General features: G+C 65.2%; 12 protein-coding genes. 6 read left to right on the forward strand and 6 right to left on the reverse strand.

The window, feature by feature from the left end; genetic code table 11:
• Positions 1-110 precede the first annotated feature (110 nt).
• Together ACMGDH_RS07530 and ACMGDH_RS07535 are read left to right on the forward strand one after the other, a co-directional pair.
• Entirely contained in the window at positions 111-2,840 is a 2,730-nt protein-coding gene (locus tag ACMGDH_RS07530; protein ID WP_436828212.1) for a TonB-dependent receptor, read from the forward strand.
• Positions 2,841-2,909: 69 nt separating this feature from the next.
• Complete coding sequence (locus tag ACMGDH_RS07535; RefSeq protein ID WP_436827336.1) at positions 2,910-4,211, forward strand: spinster family MFS transporter; 1,302 nt, start codon at positions 2,910-2,912, stop codon at positions 4,209-4,211.
• A 16-nt stretch (positions 4,212-4,227) separates the two neighbouring features.
• Here the strand turns inward: ACMGDH_RS07535 and ACMGDH_RS07540 are convergent, their stop codons facing one another.
• A complete protein-coding gene (locus ACMGDH_RS07540; RefSeq protein ID WP_436827337.1) occupies positions 4,228-5,472 on the reverse strand; it encodes a TetR/AcrR family transcriptional regulator in 1,245 nt (414 codons plus the stop codon).
• A gap of 152 nt (positions 5,473-5,624) precedes the next feature.
• Here ACMGDH_RS07540 and ACMGDH_RS07545 point away from each other — a divergent pair, with 152 nt between their 5' ends.
• From ACMGDH_RS07545 to ACMGDH_RS07560, 4 genes are all read left to right on the forward strand, one after another.
• Positions 5,625-6,908 carry an acyl-CoA dehydrogenase family protein gene (locus ACMGDH_RS07545; RefSeq protein ID WP_436827338.1) on the forward strand — a complete coding sequence of 428 codons (1,284 nt, stop codon included), beginning with the start codon at positions 5,625-5,627 and terminating at the stop codon, positions 6,906-6,908.
• Positions 6,909-7,018: 110 nt separating this feature from the next.
• Positions 7,019-8,104: a Zn-dependent alcohol dehydrogenase gene (locus tag ACMGDH_RS07550; protein ID WP_436827339.1), complete on the forward strand. Its 1,086-nt coding sequence runs from the start codon at positions 7,019-7,021 to the stop codon at positions 8,102-8,104.
• Entirely contained in the window at positions 8,101-9,117 is a 1,017-nt protein-coding gene (locus tag ACMGDH_RS07555) for a phosphotransferase family protein (RefSeq protein WP_436827340.1), read from the forward strand. The genes ACMGDH_RS07550 and ACMGDH_RS07555 overlap by 4 nt, the downstream gene beginning before the upstream one ends.
• 101 nt (positions 9,118-9,218) lie before the next feature.
• On the forward strand, positions 9,219-10,004 hold the full coding sequence (locus ACMGDH_RS07560; protein WP_436827341.1) for an SDR family NAD(P)-dependent oxidoreductase: 786 nt from the start codon (positions 9,219-9,221) through the stop codon (positions 10,002-10,004).
• 123 nt (positions 10,005-10,127) lie between these two features.
• Here the strand turns inward: ACMGDH_RS07560 and tesB are convergent, their stop codons facing one another.
• The 5 genes from tesB to ACMGDH_RS07585 form a co-directional block, all read right to left on the reverse strand.
• On the reverse strand, positions 10,128-11,030 hold the full coding sequence (gene tesB, locus ACMGDH_RS07565; RefSeq protein WP_436827342.1) for an acyl-CoA thioesterase II: 903 nt from the start codon (positions 11,028-11,030) through the stop codon (positions 10,128-10,130).
• A gap of 92 nt (positions 11,031-11,122) precedes the next feature.
• The gene (locus ACMGDH_RS07570) at positions 11,123-12,229 is read right to left on the reverse strand and encodes an acyl-CoA dehydrogenase family protein (protein ID WP_436827343.1); all 1,107 of its coding nucleotides are present in this window, start codon (positions 12,227-12,229) and stop codon (positions 11,123-11,125) included.
• Between the two features lie 113 nt (positions 12,230-12,342).
• On the reverse strand, positions 12,343-13,497 hold the full coding sequence (locus tag ACMGDH_RS07575) for an acyl-CoA dehydrogenase family protein (protein ID WP_436827344.1): 1,155 nt from the start codon (positions 13,495-13,497) through the stop codon (positions 12,343-12,345).
• Positions 13,494-15,521: a 3-hydroxyacyl-CoA dehydrogenase NAD-binding domain-containing protein gene (locus ACMGDH_RS07580; RefSeq protein WP_436827345.1), complete on the reverse strand. Its 2,028-nt coding sequence runs from the start codon at positions 15,519-15,521 to the stop codon at positions 13,494-13,496. Before ACMGDH_RS07580 ends, ACMGDH_RS07575 begins: the two co-directional genes overlap by 4 nt.
• A gap of 28 nt (positions 15,522-15,549) precedes the next feature.
• A complete protein-coding gene (locus ACMGDH_RS07585) occupies positions 15,550-16,776 on the reverse strand; it encodes a serine hydrolase domain-containing protein (protein WP_436828213.1) in 1,227 nt (408 codons plus the stop codon).
• Positions 16,777-16,832: the final 56 nt, after the last annotated feature.

Raw genomic sequence — 16,832 nt, forward strand, 5'->3', positions numbered from 1 at the left:
TCCTATCTTGCAACCTTTGTTATGCTTGACTGCTCTGAGGGAAACAGGTCCTATTCGAGGATAGGGTATGGAACCGGCAAGCGTTCCGGCCCGTGGTGGGAGAGGAAATGATGATGCGGATTCGCCTTCTGTCCGCTTGCGCGGCCCCGGCTCTGATCGCGGCGCTCAGTGCGCCTGCCCATGCGCAGGAAACGCCCGCAACGCCCGAGCAGGAAGAGAGCACCTACGACGCGAATGAAGTGGTCATCACGGCGCAGGGCCGCGCGCAGGTGCTCGCCGATGTGCCGCTCGCAGTCTCTGCGATCAGCGCGGAGACGCTTCAGCAATCGGGCGCGACCGACATCCGCCAGCTCAACCAGGTGGCGCCGTCGCTGCTTGTTTCCTCGACCGGCAGTGAGGCCAATGGTTCGGCCCGCATCCGCGGTATCGGTACCGTGGGCGACAATCCCGGCCTCGAAAGCTCGGTCGCGGTGTTCATCGACGGCGTCTATCGCTCGCGTTCGGGCATCGGTCTCAATGAGCTCGGCGAGATCGAGCGGATCGAAGTGCTGCGTGGTCCGCAGGGCACGCTGTTCGGGCGCAACGCCTCGGCCGGCCTCATCAACATCGTGAGCAAGGCGCCGTCGCCCGATTTCGAAGCAGGTGGCGAGGCCACTTACGGTAATTACGATCACCTGCGTCTGTCGGGCTATCTGAACGTGCCGCTGGGCGACACGCTCGCGGGCCGCATCGACGGCGTCTATGTGAAGCGCGACGGCTTCTATCAGGACGTCACCAACGACACCGACATCAACAACCGCAATCGCTATTTCGTTCGCGGCCAGCTCCAGTTCGAGCCGTCGAGCGATCTCACCGTCCGGCTGATCGGCGACTATACCAAGCGCGAAGAGGATTGCTGCGGCGCGGTCTACGCCAATTCGGACATCAACCAGTTCATCGGCGGGCTCAACGATCCGGCGCAGAACAACATCGTTCGCGTGCTCCGCGATCTGGGCCAGCCCATGGCAGCGTTCACCGACCCTTACAGCCGCGATCTCTATGTGAGCCCGGGCCGCAGCTATGCCGGCACTACCGAGGATTGGGGCGCATCGCTTCAGGTCGACTGGAATCTCGGCGGAGCAACGCTGACTTCGATCACTGCCTATCGCGATTATCGCAGCGATCAGGGATCGGACACCGATTACAGCTACGTCGACATTCTCTATCGTGCTGCTGACGGAAATTCCTCGCGCCAGTTCAAGACGTTCAGCCAGGAACTGCGACTTCAGGGCACGGCCTTCAACGAGACGCTCGACTGGCTCATCGGTGGCTATTACGCCGATGAGGACCTGACGGTTACCGACAACCTGCGCTTCGGCAACCAGTACGGCCGTTTCGCGACCTGCCGCATCATTTCGGGCGGCGGCCTCGCGGCGCTTTATTCGCCGACATCACCGGGCTGTCTCGCGGCGCGGCCCGCGGCTTTCGGTGCCGCGTCACCAATCATCTACGCAGCCTTCGACAGGCTCGACGGGATCAACGATCGTGGCAGCACGCGTGACGAATATTTCCAGAACAGCCGAAACTGGGCGCTGTTCACGCACAACATCGTCCATGTGGCCAAGGGCCTCGATCTGACGCTGGGCCTGCGCTACACCAACGAACGCAAGCGCTTCAACGCGACGTTCGGCAACGACAACGTGGCCTGCACGCAAAATCAGGCTGCGTTGCTGCCGCTGCGTCCGGTGGCGTCGCTGACTGCGGTGGTGGACGGCATCCTCGCGCTCTCATGCCAGGGCAATTCGACGGCCGAGCTCAACGGCGTCTCGATCAACGACGAGCGCACCGAGGATGAGTTCACCGGCACCGCGGTGCTCTCCTACAAGCCGATGGACGACTTGCTGATCTACGGCAGCTATTCGCGCGGTTACAAGGCGGGGGGCTTCAACCTCGATCGTTCGGCGCTCAAGGCACCGATCGCGCCGTTCGGCGGGCAGGCGGGCGCTCAGGCGCTGGTGAGCAACCTTCAGTTCGATCCGGAGATCGTCAATGCCTTCGAGATCGGCGCGAAATATTCGACCGGGCCGTTCAGCCTGAACGTTGCGGCCTTCCGCCAGGAGTTCAAGAATTTCCAGCTCAACACCTTCAACGGCACGGTCTTCCTCGTCCAGAACGTCAATGGCTGCAGTTCGGGGCTGAACGGCGGCGATCTGGACCAGAGCAAGTTTCCGACTGCACCCAACTACAACGCGGCTGCGGCGACGACCGGTTCGTGCAGCGGCGACGATGTGACCTATGGCGTGCTGTCGCAGGGCATCGAAATCGAAGCCTCGCTGGTGCCCGCGCGTGACGTGCGGATCGGGCTTGGCCTCACCTATTCCGATACCAAGTACCGCGAGGATCTGGTCGGCAATGCTTCCGGTGCGCCGCTCGATCAGGCGCTGCGCAAGCTGCCGGGCGACAATCTGTCGAACGCGCCGGAGTTCGTTACCACCGCTTCCTTCGCGTGGACCCCGGAGCTCGGCGGCTCGGGCCTCAGCGGCCTCGTCTATTTCGATACGCGCATGACCAGCGACTACAACACCGGTTCGGACCTGTTCCCGCAGAAGGAACAGGACGGCTATGTGCTGATGAACGGCCGCATCGGCATTCGCGGACGTGACGAGCGCTGGGCGATCGAGCTGTGGGCGCAGAACCTGCTCAATCAGGATTATACGCAGGTCGCGTTCAACTCGCCGTTCCAGGAGGGGGCGGCGGGCGCTCCCTTCACCGATCCGCAATATCCGGGTGGGCGGCAGATCTTCTCGGCCTATCTCGCCGAACCGCGCACCTATGGCGTGACGCTGCGTACCCGCTTCTAAGTCCCTCGCACCCCGGGGGAGCGAGCACGTCGCTTCCCAGGGGTGCCTAGTATCGAGAGTGCCGCGACCATGCTCCACTCAGCCAGTCCCGACGCCGCCGCAGACGCCCTGGCGCTCAAGCGGCGGCGGCTGACGCTCGCGCTGCTCACGATCACATATTTCTTCAGCTACATGGACCGGCAGATCCTCGCGATCCTGCAGGAACTTATCAAGAAGGATCTGGCGCTCAGCGATACCCAACTGGGCCTGCTGTCCGGGCTCGCATTCGCGGTTTTCTACGCGACGCTGGGCATTCCCGTCGCCCGCCTCGCCGATCGTGCCAATCGCAAGAACATCGTCGCCGTGAGCCTCGCGATCTGGAGCGCGATGACCGCGGCCGGTGGGTTGGCGCAGAACTTCGCGCAACTGCTGCTCGCGCGCATCGGCGTGGGAATCGGCGAGGCGGGATCCTCGCCTCCCAGTCATTCGATCATCGCTGACCTCTATCCTCCCGAGCGGCGCGCGGGCGCGATGGGCGTCTATTCGCTGGGCGTAGTGCTCGGCGCGGCGCTGGGCACTTTCATCGGAGGGCTCGTGGCGAGCGCTTATGGCTGGCGGGCGGCGATGTTCGTGATCGGCCTTCCCGGCGTGCTGCTCGCGGTGATCGTATGGCTGTTCGTGGTGGAGCCGCGCCGCGGGCTATCCGACGCGCACGCGCATACCGCGCATGAAACGCCGCCCTCGCTCGGCAAGGGCTTCGCCTCGATTCTGGACAACCGGCCCGCGCTGCATCTGGTGATGGCCGTCACTCTCACCTCGATGATCGGCTATGGCCTGACAGCGTGGGGGCCGAGCTTCATGGTGCGCTCGCTTGGCTTCTCGGTGCGCGAGATTTCGCTCTATGTCGCGCTGCCTGCGGGCGCCGCCGGCGCTGCGTCGGCGGTGCTGGGCGGCCGGCTCGCGGACCGGCTCGCGCGTTCGCACGGGCTCCACGCCCAGTCGCTGATGGTGGCGGTTCTCAAGACGCTGGCGCTCCCGTTCACGCTCGCCTTTTTCCTTCTCGGCAGCCCGGTCGCCGCGATCGCGGCCTATTTCACTTATGTGCTGCTCGCCAACAGCTATCTGGGTCCCACCTTTGCGCTGATCCAGGGGCTGGCGCCAGTGCGGTTACGTGCGCTCTGGGCGGCGATCACACTGCTAGTAATCAACCTGATCGGCCTCGGACTTGGCCCGACGCTCGTGGGCGTGATCAGCGACTTGCTCAAGCCCTCGCTAGGAAGCGAATCCCTGCGCTGGTCGATGTTGCTGTTCGCCGCCGTCACGCCTTGGGCGATATTCCATTACTGGCGTGCGGGCGTGTTGCTGAAGCGCGCCCAGGCTGCCCGGGTTTGATGCCGACGGGCTCCGGCTAGCTCTGCAGCACTCGATCGTCGAACAGGCCGAATGCTAGCGTGGAAGCGTAGAAGGCCACGGCCTTCTCGCGCGCCATGGTGCTCGCCCATTTGCGCATGTCGAAGGCTGCATTCTGGAGCGCCATCAGCGCCTGCGACGCCACCAGCGGGTCGATCGCGCGGATCGAGCCTTCGGCGATGCCGTCGGACAGCATCCCTGCGAAGCGGCGCGCGATCCGGTTCGAACGGTCGATCATCGTGGAGCGCACCTGCGGCGGGAGGCCGGACAGCGCAGTGGTGCGCAACAGCGGCCCGTTCTCCGAGAATTGATAGTCGAGCAGCGTCGCCAGCGTGCTCTCCAGCCGATCCCAATGGCTGCCCCCGATCTGCTCGGCCAGTCGCTGCGCTTCGGTGATGATGTCGAAGCTGCGCTTGTAGCAGGCGATCACCAGGTCGTCCTTGGCGTCGAGATGGTGGTAGAAGCTGCCCTTGGTGACGTTGAGCTCGGACGCGATCCGCTGGACCGAGGCACCCCGATAGCCGAGTTCGTTGATCAGCCGCGTAGCCGCCAGCAGGAACGCTTCCCGGCCCGGCTCGGGCTCGTCATGTTGGAGGTCGAGCAGTCGCGGCTTCCAGCCCTCCCCGGGTGCGACGATCCCGTCCCTGAACACGTCCATCAGCCGTGCCTCGACGCGCGGATATTCGTCGACTTCGTAGCGGGTGAGCCAGGCGGGCAGCCAGAAGGTGTTCTCGAGCAACACGTGCGCGCGTGCGCCGCGCAGATCGGTTTCGGCGCGGGTGCCGTCGGCACCCCATAGCGCGCGCGTCTTGCGGAAGATGTTGCGCCAGCCGGTGAGCAGCTGACCCTTCATCGGCTCTTCCATCGCGCGAAGGTCCGAGAGGACCGCGAAGTCCCGCTCTTCGCCGCGGCGGATGCGCGCGAGCCGTTCCATGTTGATCTTGAGATAGCGCGCGACGCGAGCCTCGGGCATCGCCTCGGCCGCCGCTTCGTCGAGCATGGCGTCGAGCCGTTCCAGCGTGTGCTCGAACGCCGCCGCTGCCAGATCTTCCTTGCGCTTGAAATAATAGGTCACGCTGGTGGTGTTGAGCCCCACACGCCGCGCGACATCGGCGAAGGTCATTCCCTTCGCGCTCTGCTCGTTGATCGCGTCCGCGGCCGCCGCAAGGATCGCATCCCGCTTCGCCTGAAACCGTTTCGTGCCCTTTTCCGCTCCCCTGGCGGTCGTCTCCGGCGCTTGCATGTTTGACAACTTACTCCATTCCGGCAGCAGCCAAAGCAGTTTTTTGGGTTTCGGGGATGGAAATCCGCAGGCGTTGAATTGGAGCCGCAATCCTCTTTACCGAATATGCGGTACGCTCTAAGCCGATTCCGAACGAGCAGGAGAGCGACGCCATGGACTTCACGCTGACCGAGCGCGAGACTCATTTCCGCGACCGCGTGAAAGCGTTCATCGATACGCATATCCGCCCGCGCTACCCCGAGTATCGCGCGCAAGTCGGCGAGGGTGAGCGGTGGAAGGTGATCCCCGTGATCGAGGAAGTAAAGGCCCGCGCCCGCGCTGAAGGGCTGTGGAACTTCTTCATGCCGCCCCACTCGGGGCAGACCCATGTCGACGACAGCTTCGAGTTCGACGGCACCCAGCTGACCAACCTCGAATACGCCCTTTGCGCCGAGGAGATGGGACGGATTTCCTGGGCCTCTGAGTGCTTCAATTGCTCGGCGCCCGATACCGGCAACATGGAAGTGTTCCACCGCTACGGCACGCGCGAGCAGAAGGAGCAATGGCTCCGGCCGCTCATGAACGGCGAGATCCGCTCCGCCTTTCTGATGACCGAGCCCGCGGTCGCCTCGTCCGATGCGACCAACATCGAGACGCAGATCGAGCGCGACGGCGACGACTATGTGATCAACGGCCGCAAATGGTGGTCTTCGGGCACGGGTGACCCGCGCTGCAAGATTGCGATCGTGATGGGCAAGACCGATCCGAGCGCATCGCGACACGCGCAGCAGAGCATGATCCTGGTGCCGCTCGATGCCCCCGGCGTGCGGATCGAGCGGATGCTTTCGGTTTTCGGGTATGATCACGCACCGCACGGACATGGCGAAGTGGTGCTCGAGAATGTCCGTGTTCCGGCCAGCAACATCCTGCTCGGCGAGGGCAGGGGATTCGAGATTGCCCAGGGCCGGCTGGGCCCGGGGCGTATCCACCATTGCATGCGTACGATCGGGGTTGCGGAAGAGGCGATCGCGGCGATGGCGCGTCGGCTGGTGAGCCGTGTCGCGTTCGGCAAGCGCATCTCCGACCATTCGATCTGGGAGCAGCGCGTCGCCCGCGCGCGCATCGACATCGAAATGACGCGGCTGCTCTGCCTCAAGGCGGCCGACATGATGGACAAGGCGGGCAACAAGGCTGCGCACCTCGAAATATCGATGATCAAGGTGCAGGCGCCCAGCATGGCGCTCCAGATCCTCGACGACGCGATCCAGGCGCATGGCGGCGCAGGCGTGTCGGGCGATTTCGGCCTCGCGAGCGCTTGGGCGAACATCCGCACTCTTCGGCTCGCGGACGGACCCGACGAGGTCCACAACCGCACCATCGCCCGGCACGAGTTCGGCAAGCACGCCGAATTCAAGGCGGATCGGGCATCGTCGGCCGACCTTGGAGTTTCGCGATGAACCTTTTCCGTTTGCGCTGAGCTTGTCGAAGCGCCGTCCTGCTTTTCGGGACGAGGGGAAGAAGAGAATGGCCCTTCGACAAGCTCAGGGCAAGCGGAGGTTGGAGCAACGTGAAAGCAGCCGTACTTTTCGAGGCCGGAAAGCCGCTCGAGATCGCCGATGTGCGGGTTTCCAAGCCGGGCCCTCGCGAGGTGCTGATCCGCACCGCCGCGGTCGGCGTGTGCCGTTCGGACCTGCATTTCGTCGACGGCGCCTTCCCGCATCCGGTGCCTACCGTGCCGGGACATGAAGCAGCAGGGGTGGTGGAGGCCGTCGGGTCCGACGTCGCGCATCTCAGGCCCGGCGATCACGTCATCACCTTCTTTACCGTCTTCTGCGGATCGTGCGAGATGTGCGTCACGGGGCGGCCATCGCTGTGCATCGATCCGTCGACACGCCGTCCGCAGGATGCGGATCCGCGGCTCGCGCTGGCCGACGGCACCCCGCTGGCGCCGTTCCTCAATCTCTCGGCCTTCGCCGAGATGATGCTGGTGCACGAGAATGCCTGCGTCGCGATCAGCAAGGATATGCCGCTCGATCGCGCCGCGCTGCTCGGCTGCGCGGTGATCACCGGCGCGGGATCGGTGTTCAACGATAGCCGCGTTCGCCCCGGCGAGAGCGTGGCGGTGATCGGCGCGGGCGGCATTGGCCTTGCGGCGATCAACGCCGCCAAGATCGCGGGAGCGGGGACGATCTTCGCGATCGATCCGGTGCCGCACAAGCGCGAGCTGGCCCTCAAGCTCGGCGCCACCCATGCACTCGACGCGTCGTCCGAGACCTTGCTCAAGGAGGTACTAAGGCTCACCAATGGCGGCGTCCATTATGCGATCGAGGCGGTGGGGCGTCCCGCCACTGCCGAGCTCGCCTGGAACATCCTGCGCCGCGGCGGCACCGCGACGATCCTGGGGATGATCGCACCGGGCAATAGCGTCAGCCTGCCCGGGCCAACCTTCCTGACGGGCAAGAAGATCCAGGGCTCGCTGCTCGGTTCCACGCGCTTCCCGATCGACATGCCGCGGCTGGTGCAGATGTACCTCGACGGGCTGCTCGACCTCGACACGATGGTCGCCGAACGCATCCGGCTCGAGGACGTCAATGACGCGCTCGACAAGCTCCGCACAGGCGACAGTGTGCGATCGGTGATCGAGTTCGCATGAGCGACCTTAACGAAGCGCAACTCGGCGAATGGCTCGCTGCCAACGTCGCCGGGTTCGAGGCGCCCTTCACGATCGAGAAGTTCCCGGGTGGACAGAGCAATCCGACGTATCGCATTGATTCAGCTAACGGGGCGTACGTCCTCCGCCGCAAGCCCTTCGGACCGATCCTACCTTCGGCGCACGCGATCGAGCGCGAGTACCGGCTGATCGTCGCCCTACATCCCACCGGCTTTCCGGTCGCGCGACCCTTTGGGCTCTGCGAGGATGCCGAGGTGATCGGCTCGCCCTTCTATGTGATGGACATGATCGAGGGGCGAACGCTGTGGGACGGGTCGCTCCCGGGCATGGCGCCCGCCGAACGCACTGCCCTGTACAACGCGATCGTCGACACGCTCGCCGCGCTGCACGCAATCGATCACGAAGCGATTGGGCTCGGCGATTATGGCAAGCCCGGAAATTACTTCGAGCGGCAGGTGGCACGCTGGACCAAGCAATATCGCGCCAGCCAAACCGACGATCTTCCCGAGGTCGAGCGGCTGATCGAATGGTTGCCGCGCACGGTGCCGCCGCAGACGCGCACGTCGATCGTCCATGGCGATTTCCGGATCGACAACATGATCTTCGCGCCGAACGAACCACGCGTGCTCGCCGTGCTCGATTGGGAGCTGTCGACGCTCGGCGATCCGCTCGCGGACTTCTCCTATTTCCTGATGAGCTGGGTGACCGAGCCCGAGGGCCGCTCGGGTGTCAAGGGGCTTACCGGCCCAGAGACCGGGATCCCGACGATGGAAGCGATTGTCGAGCGCTATTGCGCCGCGACCGGGCGCGACGGGGTGCCGAACCTCGACTGGTACTTCGCCTACAACCTCTTCCGCCTCACGGGCATCGTGCAGGGCATCAAGAAAAGGATGCTGGACGGCAATGCCTCGAGCACGCAGGCGGCGAAGACAGTCGAACGGCTGCCAGGGCTTGCTGCTGCCGCCTGGGAGTTTGCACGCAAGGCAGGAGCATAGCTAAGTCCGTCATCCCGGCGAAGGCCGGGATCTCAGGCGGCAAGCGAACGGCCTGTGAGACGAGATCCCGGCTTTCGCCGGGATGACGAGAAAGGACGAAAGTGCGCTTCGAGAACAAGGTCGTCATCGTCACGGGCGCAGGCTCCGGGATCGGACGCGCGACGGCGCGGGCCTTTGCGGCTGAGGGCGCGAAGGTGATCGCCGCCGATCTGAGCGAGAGCGTGGCGGCCACCGCCGAGGGCTATGACTCGATCCTGCCGCATCAGATGGATGCCGGTTCCGAAGCCGATGTCGAGCGCACCGTTGGGCTTGCCTGCGATCGTTTCGGCGGGCTCGACGTCTTCTATGCCAACGCCGGCATCTCGGGCGGCGCTGCTGGCATCTTCGATTCCAGCGCCGAGCTCTGGACCGAGGTGCTGCGCGTCAACCTGATCGGCCCCTTCCTCGCGATCAAGCACGCCGCCCCGCGGATCGTGGAGCGCGGCGGCGGGGCCATCCTGTGCACCGCGAGCGTGGCGGGGCTGCGCTCCGGCGCTGGCGGACCGGCCTATTCGGCGAGCAAGGCAGGAGTGATCAATCTCGTCCAGACCGCCGCGCAGCAACTCTCGACTTCGAACGTGCGCGTAAACGCGATTTGCCCCGGGTTGATCGAGACAGGAATGACCAAGCGTGCGTTCGACTATGCGCGCGAAGTCGGCAAGGAGCACAAGCTGGGCCAACTCAACCCGCTGCGCCGCGCCGGCGCGCCCGAGGAAATCGCCAGGGTGGCGCTGTTCCTTGCATCCGACGAAGCGAGCTACGTCAATGGCCAAGCATGGGTAGTCGACGGCGGCCTATCCTCAAGCCACCCGGTGACGCGGCAGGAGTTCGGCAAGCCGGCGTTCTAGAGGCGCGGTTGGTGGTTAGTTACCGTTAGCCCCGCGCTCCTGCGAAAGCAGGAGCCTAGGGTAGTGAAGCACCGCACTTGTTCTGGGCTCCTGCTTTCGCAGGAGCACTGAGAGACCAACCGCTTAGGAGCCTTCGCCCCGGCCTTCAGAGCGCTCGCGCAGCCGGACCAGCCCTTCCTGCGCCACGCTAGCCACCAGTCGGCCATGGCGACTGTAGATGCGGCCGCGGTTGAAACCGCGCGAGTGGCCGGCCCAAGGACTGTCGGTGGTGTAGAGCAGCCATTCGTCGAAGCGGAACGGCTCGTGGAACCACACGGCATGGTCCAGGCTCGCAGTCTGCACCTGGCCGGTGAGCCAGCTGACGCCGTGCGGCAGCATGCAGGTGCCGAGCAGCGTCATGTCGCTGGCGTAGGCTAGCATCGCGCGGTGGAGCGCGGAATCGTCGGGCAGCGGCGCGACGACGCGAAACCAGCTGTGCTGGACGGGCTCGGATGGCACCGGCTGAAACCAGTTACGCGGGTTGACCGGGCGGATTTCGATTGGCCGCGCGCGCAGGAAGAAGCGGCGGAGCTTCTCGGGCACTTGATCGCTGATCTCGTCGCGCAGTTCGCGTTCGGAGCGCAGCGCGTCCGGATCGGGAACCTCGGGCATCTCCGACTGGTGGTGGAGCCCGTCGGCCTCGCGCTGGAAGGATGCCGCCATGTTGAGGATCGGCTGGCCCTTCTGCATCGCGATCACGCGGCGCGTGGCGAAGCTGCGTCCCTCGAAATCGCGGACGACGCGGTAGATGATCGGATGATCCTCGTCGCCGGGCCGCATGAAATAGGCGTGGAGCGAATGCGCCGCCTTGCCGTCCTCGACCGAGCGCTGCGCCGCCTGGAGCGCCTGGGCGATCACTTGCCCGCCGAACACGCGTCCGACGCCGCCGGGCTGGCGGGGGCCGCGGTAGAGATCGGTGTCGAGTTCCTCGACATCGAGCAAGGTGGTGAGTTGATCTACCAGTTGCTGGGGAGTGAGTTCAGGCATTTCTCAAACCGATCGTGCTGAGCTTGTCGAAGCACCCTTCTTCTCGCTCAAGAAAGAACGCCCTTCGACAAGCTCAGGGCGAACGGGCGTAGTCAGTAGCCTGCCGCTACGGCCAGCGCGTCGGCATGGAAGTTCGCATCCCCGAACAGTTCGGCCAGCACGCGCGCGCGCTTCATGTAGAAGCCGACATCATATTCGTCCGTCATGCCGATGCCGCCATGCATCTGGACAGCCTCCTGCACCGCAAGGCTGGTGGCAAGACCGGTCATCGCCTTGGCGACCGAGACTGCCTCCGCCGCTTCCTCGCCTGCGTCGAGCCGCTGCTGCGCCTTGAGCACGGCGGCGCGCGCGATTTCGATCTCGCTGTAGAGATGCGCGGCGCGGTGCTGGAGCGCCTGGAAGCTGCCGATCGGTACGCCGAACTGCTTGCGCTCCTTGAGATAGCCGACGGTTATGTCCATCGCGCCGCCGCCGACGCCGAGCAACTCGGCCGATGCGCCGGTGCGGCCGGCGGCGAGCAAGCGCCCGAGCGGACCGTCGCCCACATCGACTTCGCCCACCACCGCATCGGCATCGACTTCGACGCCGTCGAAGCGCAGGTGCGAGGCGATGCTCGAATCCGCCAGCCGCTGGGGCTCGACGGCGAGGCCAGCCGCGTCGCTCGGCACCACGAACAGCGTCGCTCCCCCCTCGGTTCGCGCCGCGACGAGTAGCAGATCGGCGACATGCGCGTGGTGCACGAACGTCTTTGCGCCCGAGAGTCGGAAGCCGTTGCCCGCGCGCTCGGCTCGCATCGCGACTACGCCATTGTGCTTCGGTCCCTCGTCGATCGCCAGCGCTGCAACGGTCTCGCCGGCCAGGATGCCGGGGAACCAGCGATCGGCATGCGCGCTGCCCTTGAGCGCCTCGACCGCGGCGACGGCTGTGGTGAGGAAGGGGGAGGGGGAGAGGTTTCGCCCAATCTCCTCGAGCACCGTGCCAGCCTCGACATGCCCGAGCCCGAGCCCGCCCTGGGCCTCGGGGATGAGGATGCCGGTGAAGCCCATCTCGGCGAACTGCTTCCACAGATCGCGCGAGAATCCCGTGGGATCGTCCGCGTCACGGAGCGCACGGAGGTGCGAGACCGGGGCGGCATCGGCGACGAACTCCTTCGCGGTATCGCGGAGCATCGCCTGTTCGTCGTTGAGGTAGAGGGGCATTTCATTCTTCCTTGCTCCCTCTCTCATTGGGGAGAGGGCTGGGGAGAGGGGGCTGGAGGAGAGCTGTTGGCACCTGCCCCTCTCCCAACCCTCTTCCCGGAGGGGAGAGGGCTTTAGGACGGCAGTTCCAGAATCCGCTTGGCGATGATGTTGAGCTGGATCTCGCTGGTCCCGCCCTCGATCGAATTGGCCTTGGTCCGCAGCCAAGCACGCGCCGCGGCGCCGTGCGCCGAAGCCTCGCTTTCCCATTCGAGCGCATCCGCGCCGCCAGCAGCCATCTGCAGCTCGTGCCGCGTTTTGTTCAGCTCGGTCCCGTAATATTTCATCATCGAAGGCTGCGCGGGATGTGCCCGGCCCGCCTTGAGCTCGTCGAGGAACTTCTCGGACATTGCAGCAAAGGCCCGCGAGCGCACCTGGAACAGCGCGATCTGCGCGCGCAGGATCGGATCGACGCCCTTGCGTGCCGCTTCGATCATCGGATCGCCACCGCTCCCGCCCAGCCCGAAGCCCGAAATCATCTCGCGCTCATGCCCGAGCAGATATTTGGCGACGTCCCAGCCCTTGTTGAGCTCGCCGACTAGATTCGCCTTGGGAACCTTCACATCGTCGAAGAAGGTCTCGCAGAAGGGCGAGTTGCCGCTGATCAGCTGGATCGGCTTGGTGCTGACACCTGGCGAGGCCATGTCGAATAGCAGGAAGCTGATCCCGCCCTGTTTGCTGCTCTTGTCGGTGCGCACCAGGCAAAAGATCCAGTCGGCCTTGTCGGCATAACTGGTCCACACCTTCTGGCCGTTGACGAGGAAATGGTCGCCCCTGTCCTCCGCGCTGGTCTGAAGCCCCGCGAGGTCGGAGCCCGCGTTGGGCTCGGAATAGCCCTGGCACCAGCGGATCTCCCCGCGCGCGATCTTCGGCAGATGCTCCAGCTTCTGCTCCTCGCTGCCATATTTGAGCAGCGCCGGCCCGAGCATCGAGATGCCGAAGCTGTTGAGCGGGTTGCGGCAGTTGAGCCGCTTCATTTCCTCGCGCAGGATCTTGGTCTCGGCCGGCGAGAGCCCGCCGCCGCCATAATCCTTCGGCCAGTCGGGCACCGTCCAGCCGCGCGCGGCCATGCGGTCGAGCCAGAGCTTCTGGTCGGGATGGGCATATTCGGGATTGCGCCCGCCCCAGGTGACTTCCTTGTCGCTCCGCGGCGGTGTGCGCATCGAGGGCGGGCAATTGGCTTCGAGCCACGTGCGCGTCTCGGCGCGGAATTGATCCAGGTCGCTCATTTGTTGAACTTCTCGCCGTTCTCGGCCTTCTCGCGGAGCAGCGGGGCGACTTCGAAGCCGTGCTTCTCCAGCGCGGCGACGATCTTGCTCAGCCCTTCGGTATCCGCCCAGAACATCGGCCCGCCGCGGTACACCGGCCAGCCATAGCCATAGATCCACACCACATCGATGTCGCTCGCGCGCTGCGCCATGCCCTCGGCGAGGATCTTCGCGCCTTCGTTGACCATCGTGTAGAGCGTGCGTTCGACGATCTCCTGCTCGGTCACCTCGTGCTGCGGCGTGCCGGTCCGGTTACGGAAATCCTCGATGATCTCGGCGACGCGCGGGGAGGGCGAGGGGGTGCGCTTCTCGTCGTAATCGTAGAAACCCGCGCTCTTCTTCTGCCCCCAGCGGCCCTCGGCGCACAGCGCGTCGCGGATGTTCTCGATCCGGTTGGGATCGCGGTGCCAGCCGATGTCGGTGCCGGCGAGGTCGGCCATCTGGAAGGGGCCCATCGGCATGCCGAAATCGACATGGACCTTGTCGATCTGGGCTGGCGTCGCGCCTTCGAGCAGCAGCTTCTGCGCCTCCACCTGGCGCGGCATCAGCATCCGGTTGCCGATGAAGCCGTGGCACACGCCCGCCACCACCGCGACCTTCCTGATCTTCTTCGAGACCGCCATCGCAGTGGCGAGCACGTCGTCGGCGGTCTTGGCGCCGCGCACGATCTCGAGCAGCTTCATCACGTTTGCGGGCGAGAAGAAGTGCAGCCCCAGCACGTCCTGCGGGCGCGAAGTCGCCGCGGCGATCTCATCGATGTTGAGGTAGCTGGTGTTGGAGGCGAGGATCGCGCCGCGCTTGGCGATCTTGTCGAGCCGGCCGAACACGTCCTTCTTTACGTCCATGCTCTCGTATACCGCTTCGATGATCAGGTCGCATTCGGCGAGATCGTCGAAGTTCAGCGTCGGCTTGAGCAGCCCCATCGCATTCTCGACCTGCTCGGCGGTCATCCGGCCCTTGGCGGCGCTCGCCTCATAGTTCTTGCGCATCACGCCGGTTCCGCGGTGGAGCGCATCCTGTGCCATCTCGACAATCGTCACCGGGATGCCCGCCGAGAGGAAGTTCATGCTGATCCCGCCGCCCATCGTGCCCGCGCCGATCACGCCTACGCGGCGGATGTCGCGCAGCTTGATGTCCTCCGCGATGCCGTCGATCTTCGATGCCTTGCGCTCGGCGAAGAAGATATGGCGCTGGGCGGCCGACTGCGTCCCCATGATCAGCTTCATGAAGTTCGCGCGCTCGATCTGGACGCCTTCGGCATAGGGCTTGGATACGGTCTGCTCGATCACCGAGATGATCGTCTCGGGCGCCTCGAAGCCGCGGAAACGCTTGGCGTTGGTCTTGCGGAACTGCTCGAATACCGCCGGATCGGCCTCGACGTTCCGGGTCGAGGCGCGGGGAAGGGGGCGTTGCGCCGCGACTTCGCGCGCAAAGGCCACCGCCTCGTCGAGCAGACTGTTCTCACCTGCGAGCCGGTCGACCAGCCCCGCTTCCTGCGCCTTGGCAGAGGAGATCGGGTCACCCTTGGCCGCCATCTCGAGTGCGAGCGCAACGCCCGCGACGCGCGGCAGCCGCTGGGTGCCGCCAGCGCCGGGCAGGATGCCGAGCTTGACCTCGGGCAGCCCCAACTTCGCCGAAGGCACCGCGATGCGATAATGGCAGGCGAGCGCGACTTCGCAGCCGCCGCCCAGCGCCGTGCCGTGGATCGCGGCCACCACCGGCTTGTCGAGCGCCTCGATCTCGTCGACCAGCGTGGGAAGTCCGGGTTCCTGCATCGGCTTGCCGAACTCGGTGATGTCCGCACCCGCGAAGAAGGTCTTGCCGGCGCAGGCGATCGCGACTGCCTTGATGCCGTCGTCGCTCGCCGCCGCGCGGATGCCCGCCTGCAGCCCCTGCCGCACCGCGGCGCCGAGCGCGTTCACTGGCGGGTTGTCCGAAGTGATGATCAGGACTTCGCCCTGGCGGCTGGTGGTGATGGGGGACATCCTCTTCTCCTGTCGTTCGTGTGCGCGGTCAGGCCAGCGCCGAATAGATCATCGTCTTGAGCTCACGCCGGATCGGGTAGAGCATCGAGGGCGAGAATTGCGTCATGAACACCATCGATATCCGCTCGACGGGATCGACGAAGAAGGCAGTCGAGAACATTCCGCCCCAATAGAATTCGCCCGGCGACCCAGGCATCAGCGTCCGCGCGACATCGGTCGTCACTGCAAAGCCGAGCCCGAAGCCGACACCTGCGTTGGTGGTCTCGCTGAACAGCGCGCGCGACAGGGTCGCAAGGTCCGCCCCTCCGGGGAGATGGTTCATCGTCATCAGTTCGATCGTCTTGGGACTGACGATGCGGGTGCCGTCGAGCGCGCCCTTGTTCAGCAGCATCGTGCAGAAGCGGTGATAATCGAGCGCGGTCGAGACGAGGCCGCCGCCGCCCGATACCAGCCGCGGAAACTTCGCCCAGGCGGATTCATCGCCTCGATCGTACATCACCGGTCGCCGATCCTCGCTCAGCGTCCAGCAATCCGGGAGCCGGTCCAACTTGTCGTCGGGAATCTGGAAAAAGCTGTCGCGCATTCCGAGCGGGCCGAAGATGCGCTCGGCGAAGAAGCGGTCGAGCGGCATGCCGGAGACGCGCTGCACCACTGCGCCGAGCACGTCGGTCGAGACCGAATAATTCCACTCCGTGCCGGGCGAGAATTCGAGCGGTAGCTTGGCCAGCGCGGCAACGAATTCGTCGAGCGTGAGATTGCCGTGCCAGCTCTCGATTCGGCCCGTGCGATAGGCGGCGTCGATGTTGGTCCGGTTCTGGAAGCCATAGGTGAGGCCGGAAGTGTGGCGGAGCAGATCCACCATCCGCATCGGCTCGGCGGTCGGCCTGGTGACGAACGGCGCGCCACCGCCGCCTCCGGCGTAGACTCCGATCCCCTTGAACTCGGGCAGCACATGATGAACGGGCGTGTCGAGCGCGACCTTGGCCTCTTCCACCAGCATCATGAAGGCGAGGCTGGTAACCGGCTTGGTCATCGATGCGATGCGGAACAAGCTGCTCTCGTCCAGGGCCGCACCGCCCTCGCGCGCCGAACCCTGATGCGAAAAATGGACGATCTCGCCGTCGCGCGCGATCAGCAGCTGTGCGTGCGGGAGCTTGCCCGAATCGAGATAGCGCTCCTTCACAAAGCCATCGATCCGCGCCAGCCGCGCGGACGAAAATCCGTGGCTTTCTGGCTGGACGAATATCGGGCTCAGGGCATACCTCTCTTTCGAATCGCGTCGGAAGCGTCATCGTTCAGACACGCTTCTTC

Source organism: Sphingomonas radicis, assembly GCF_051400635.1.
In the GTDB taxonomy this organism is placed as follows: domain Bacteria; phylum Pseudomonadota; class Alphaproteobacteria; order Sphingomonadales; family Sphingomonadaceae; genus Sphingomonas.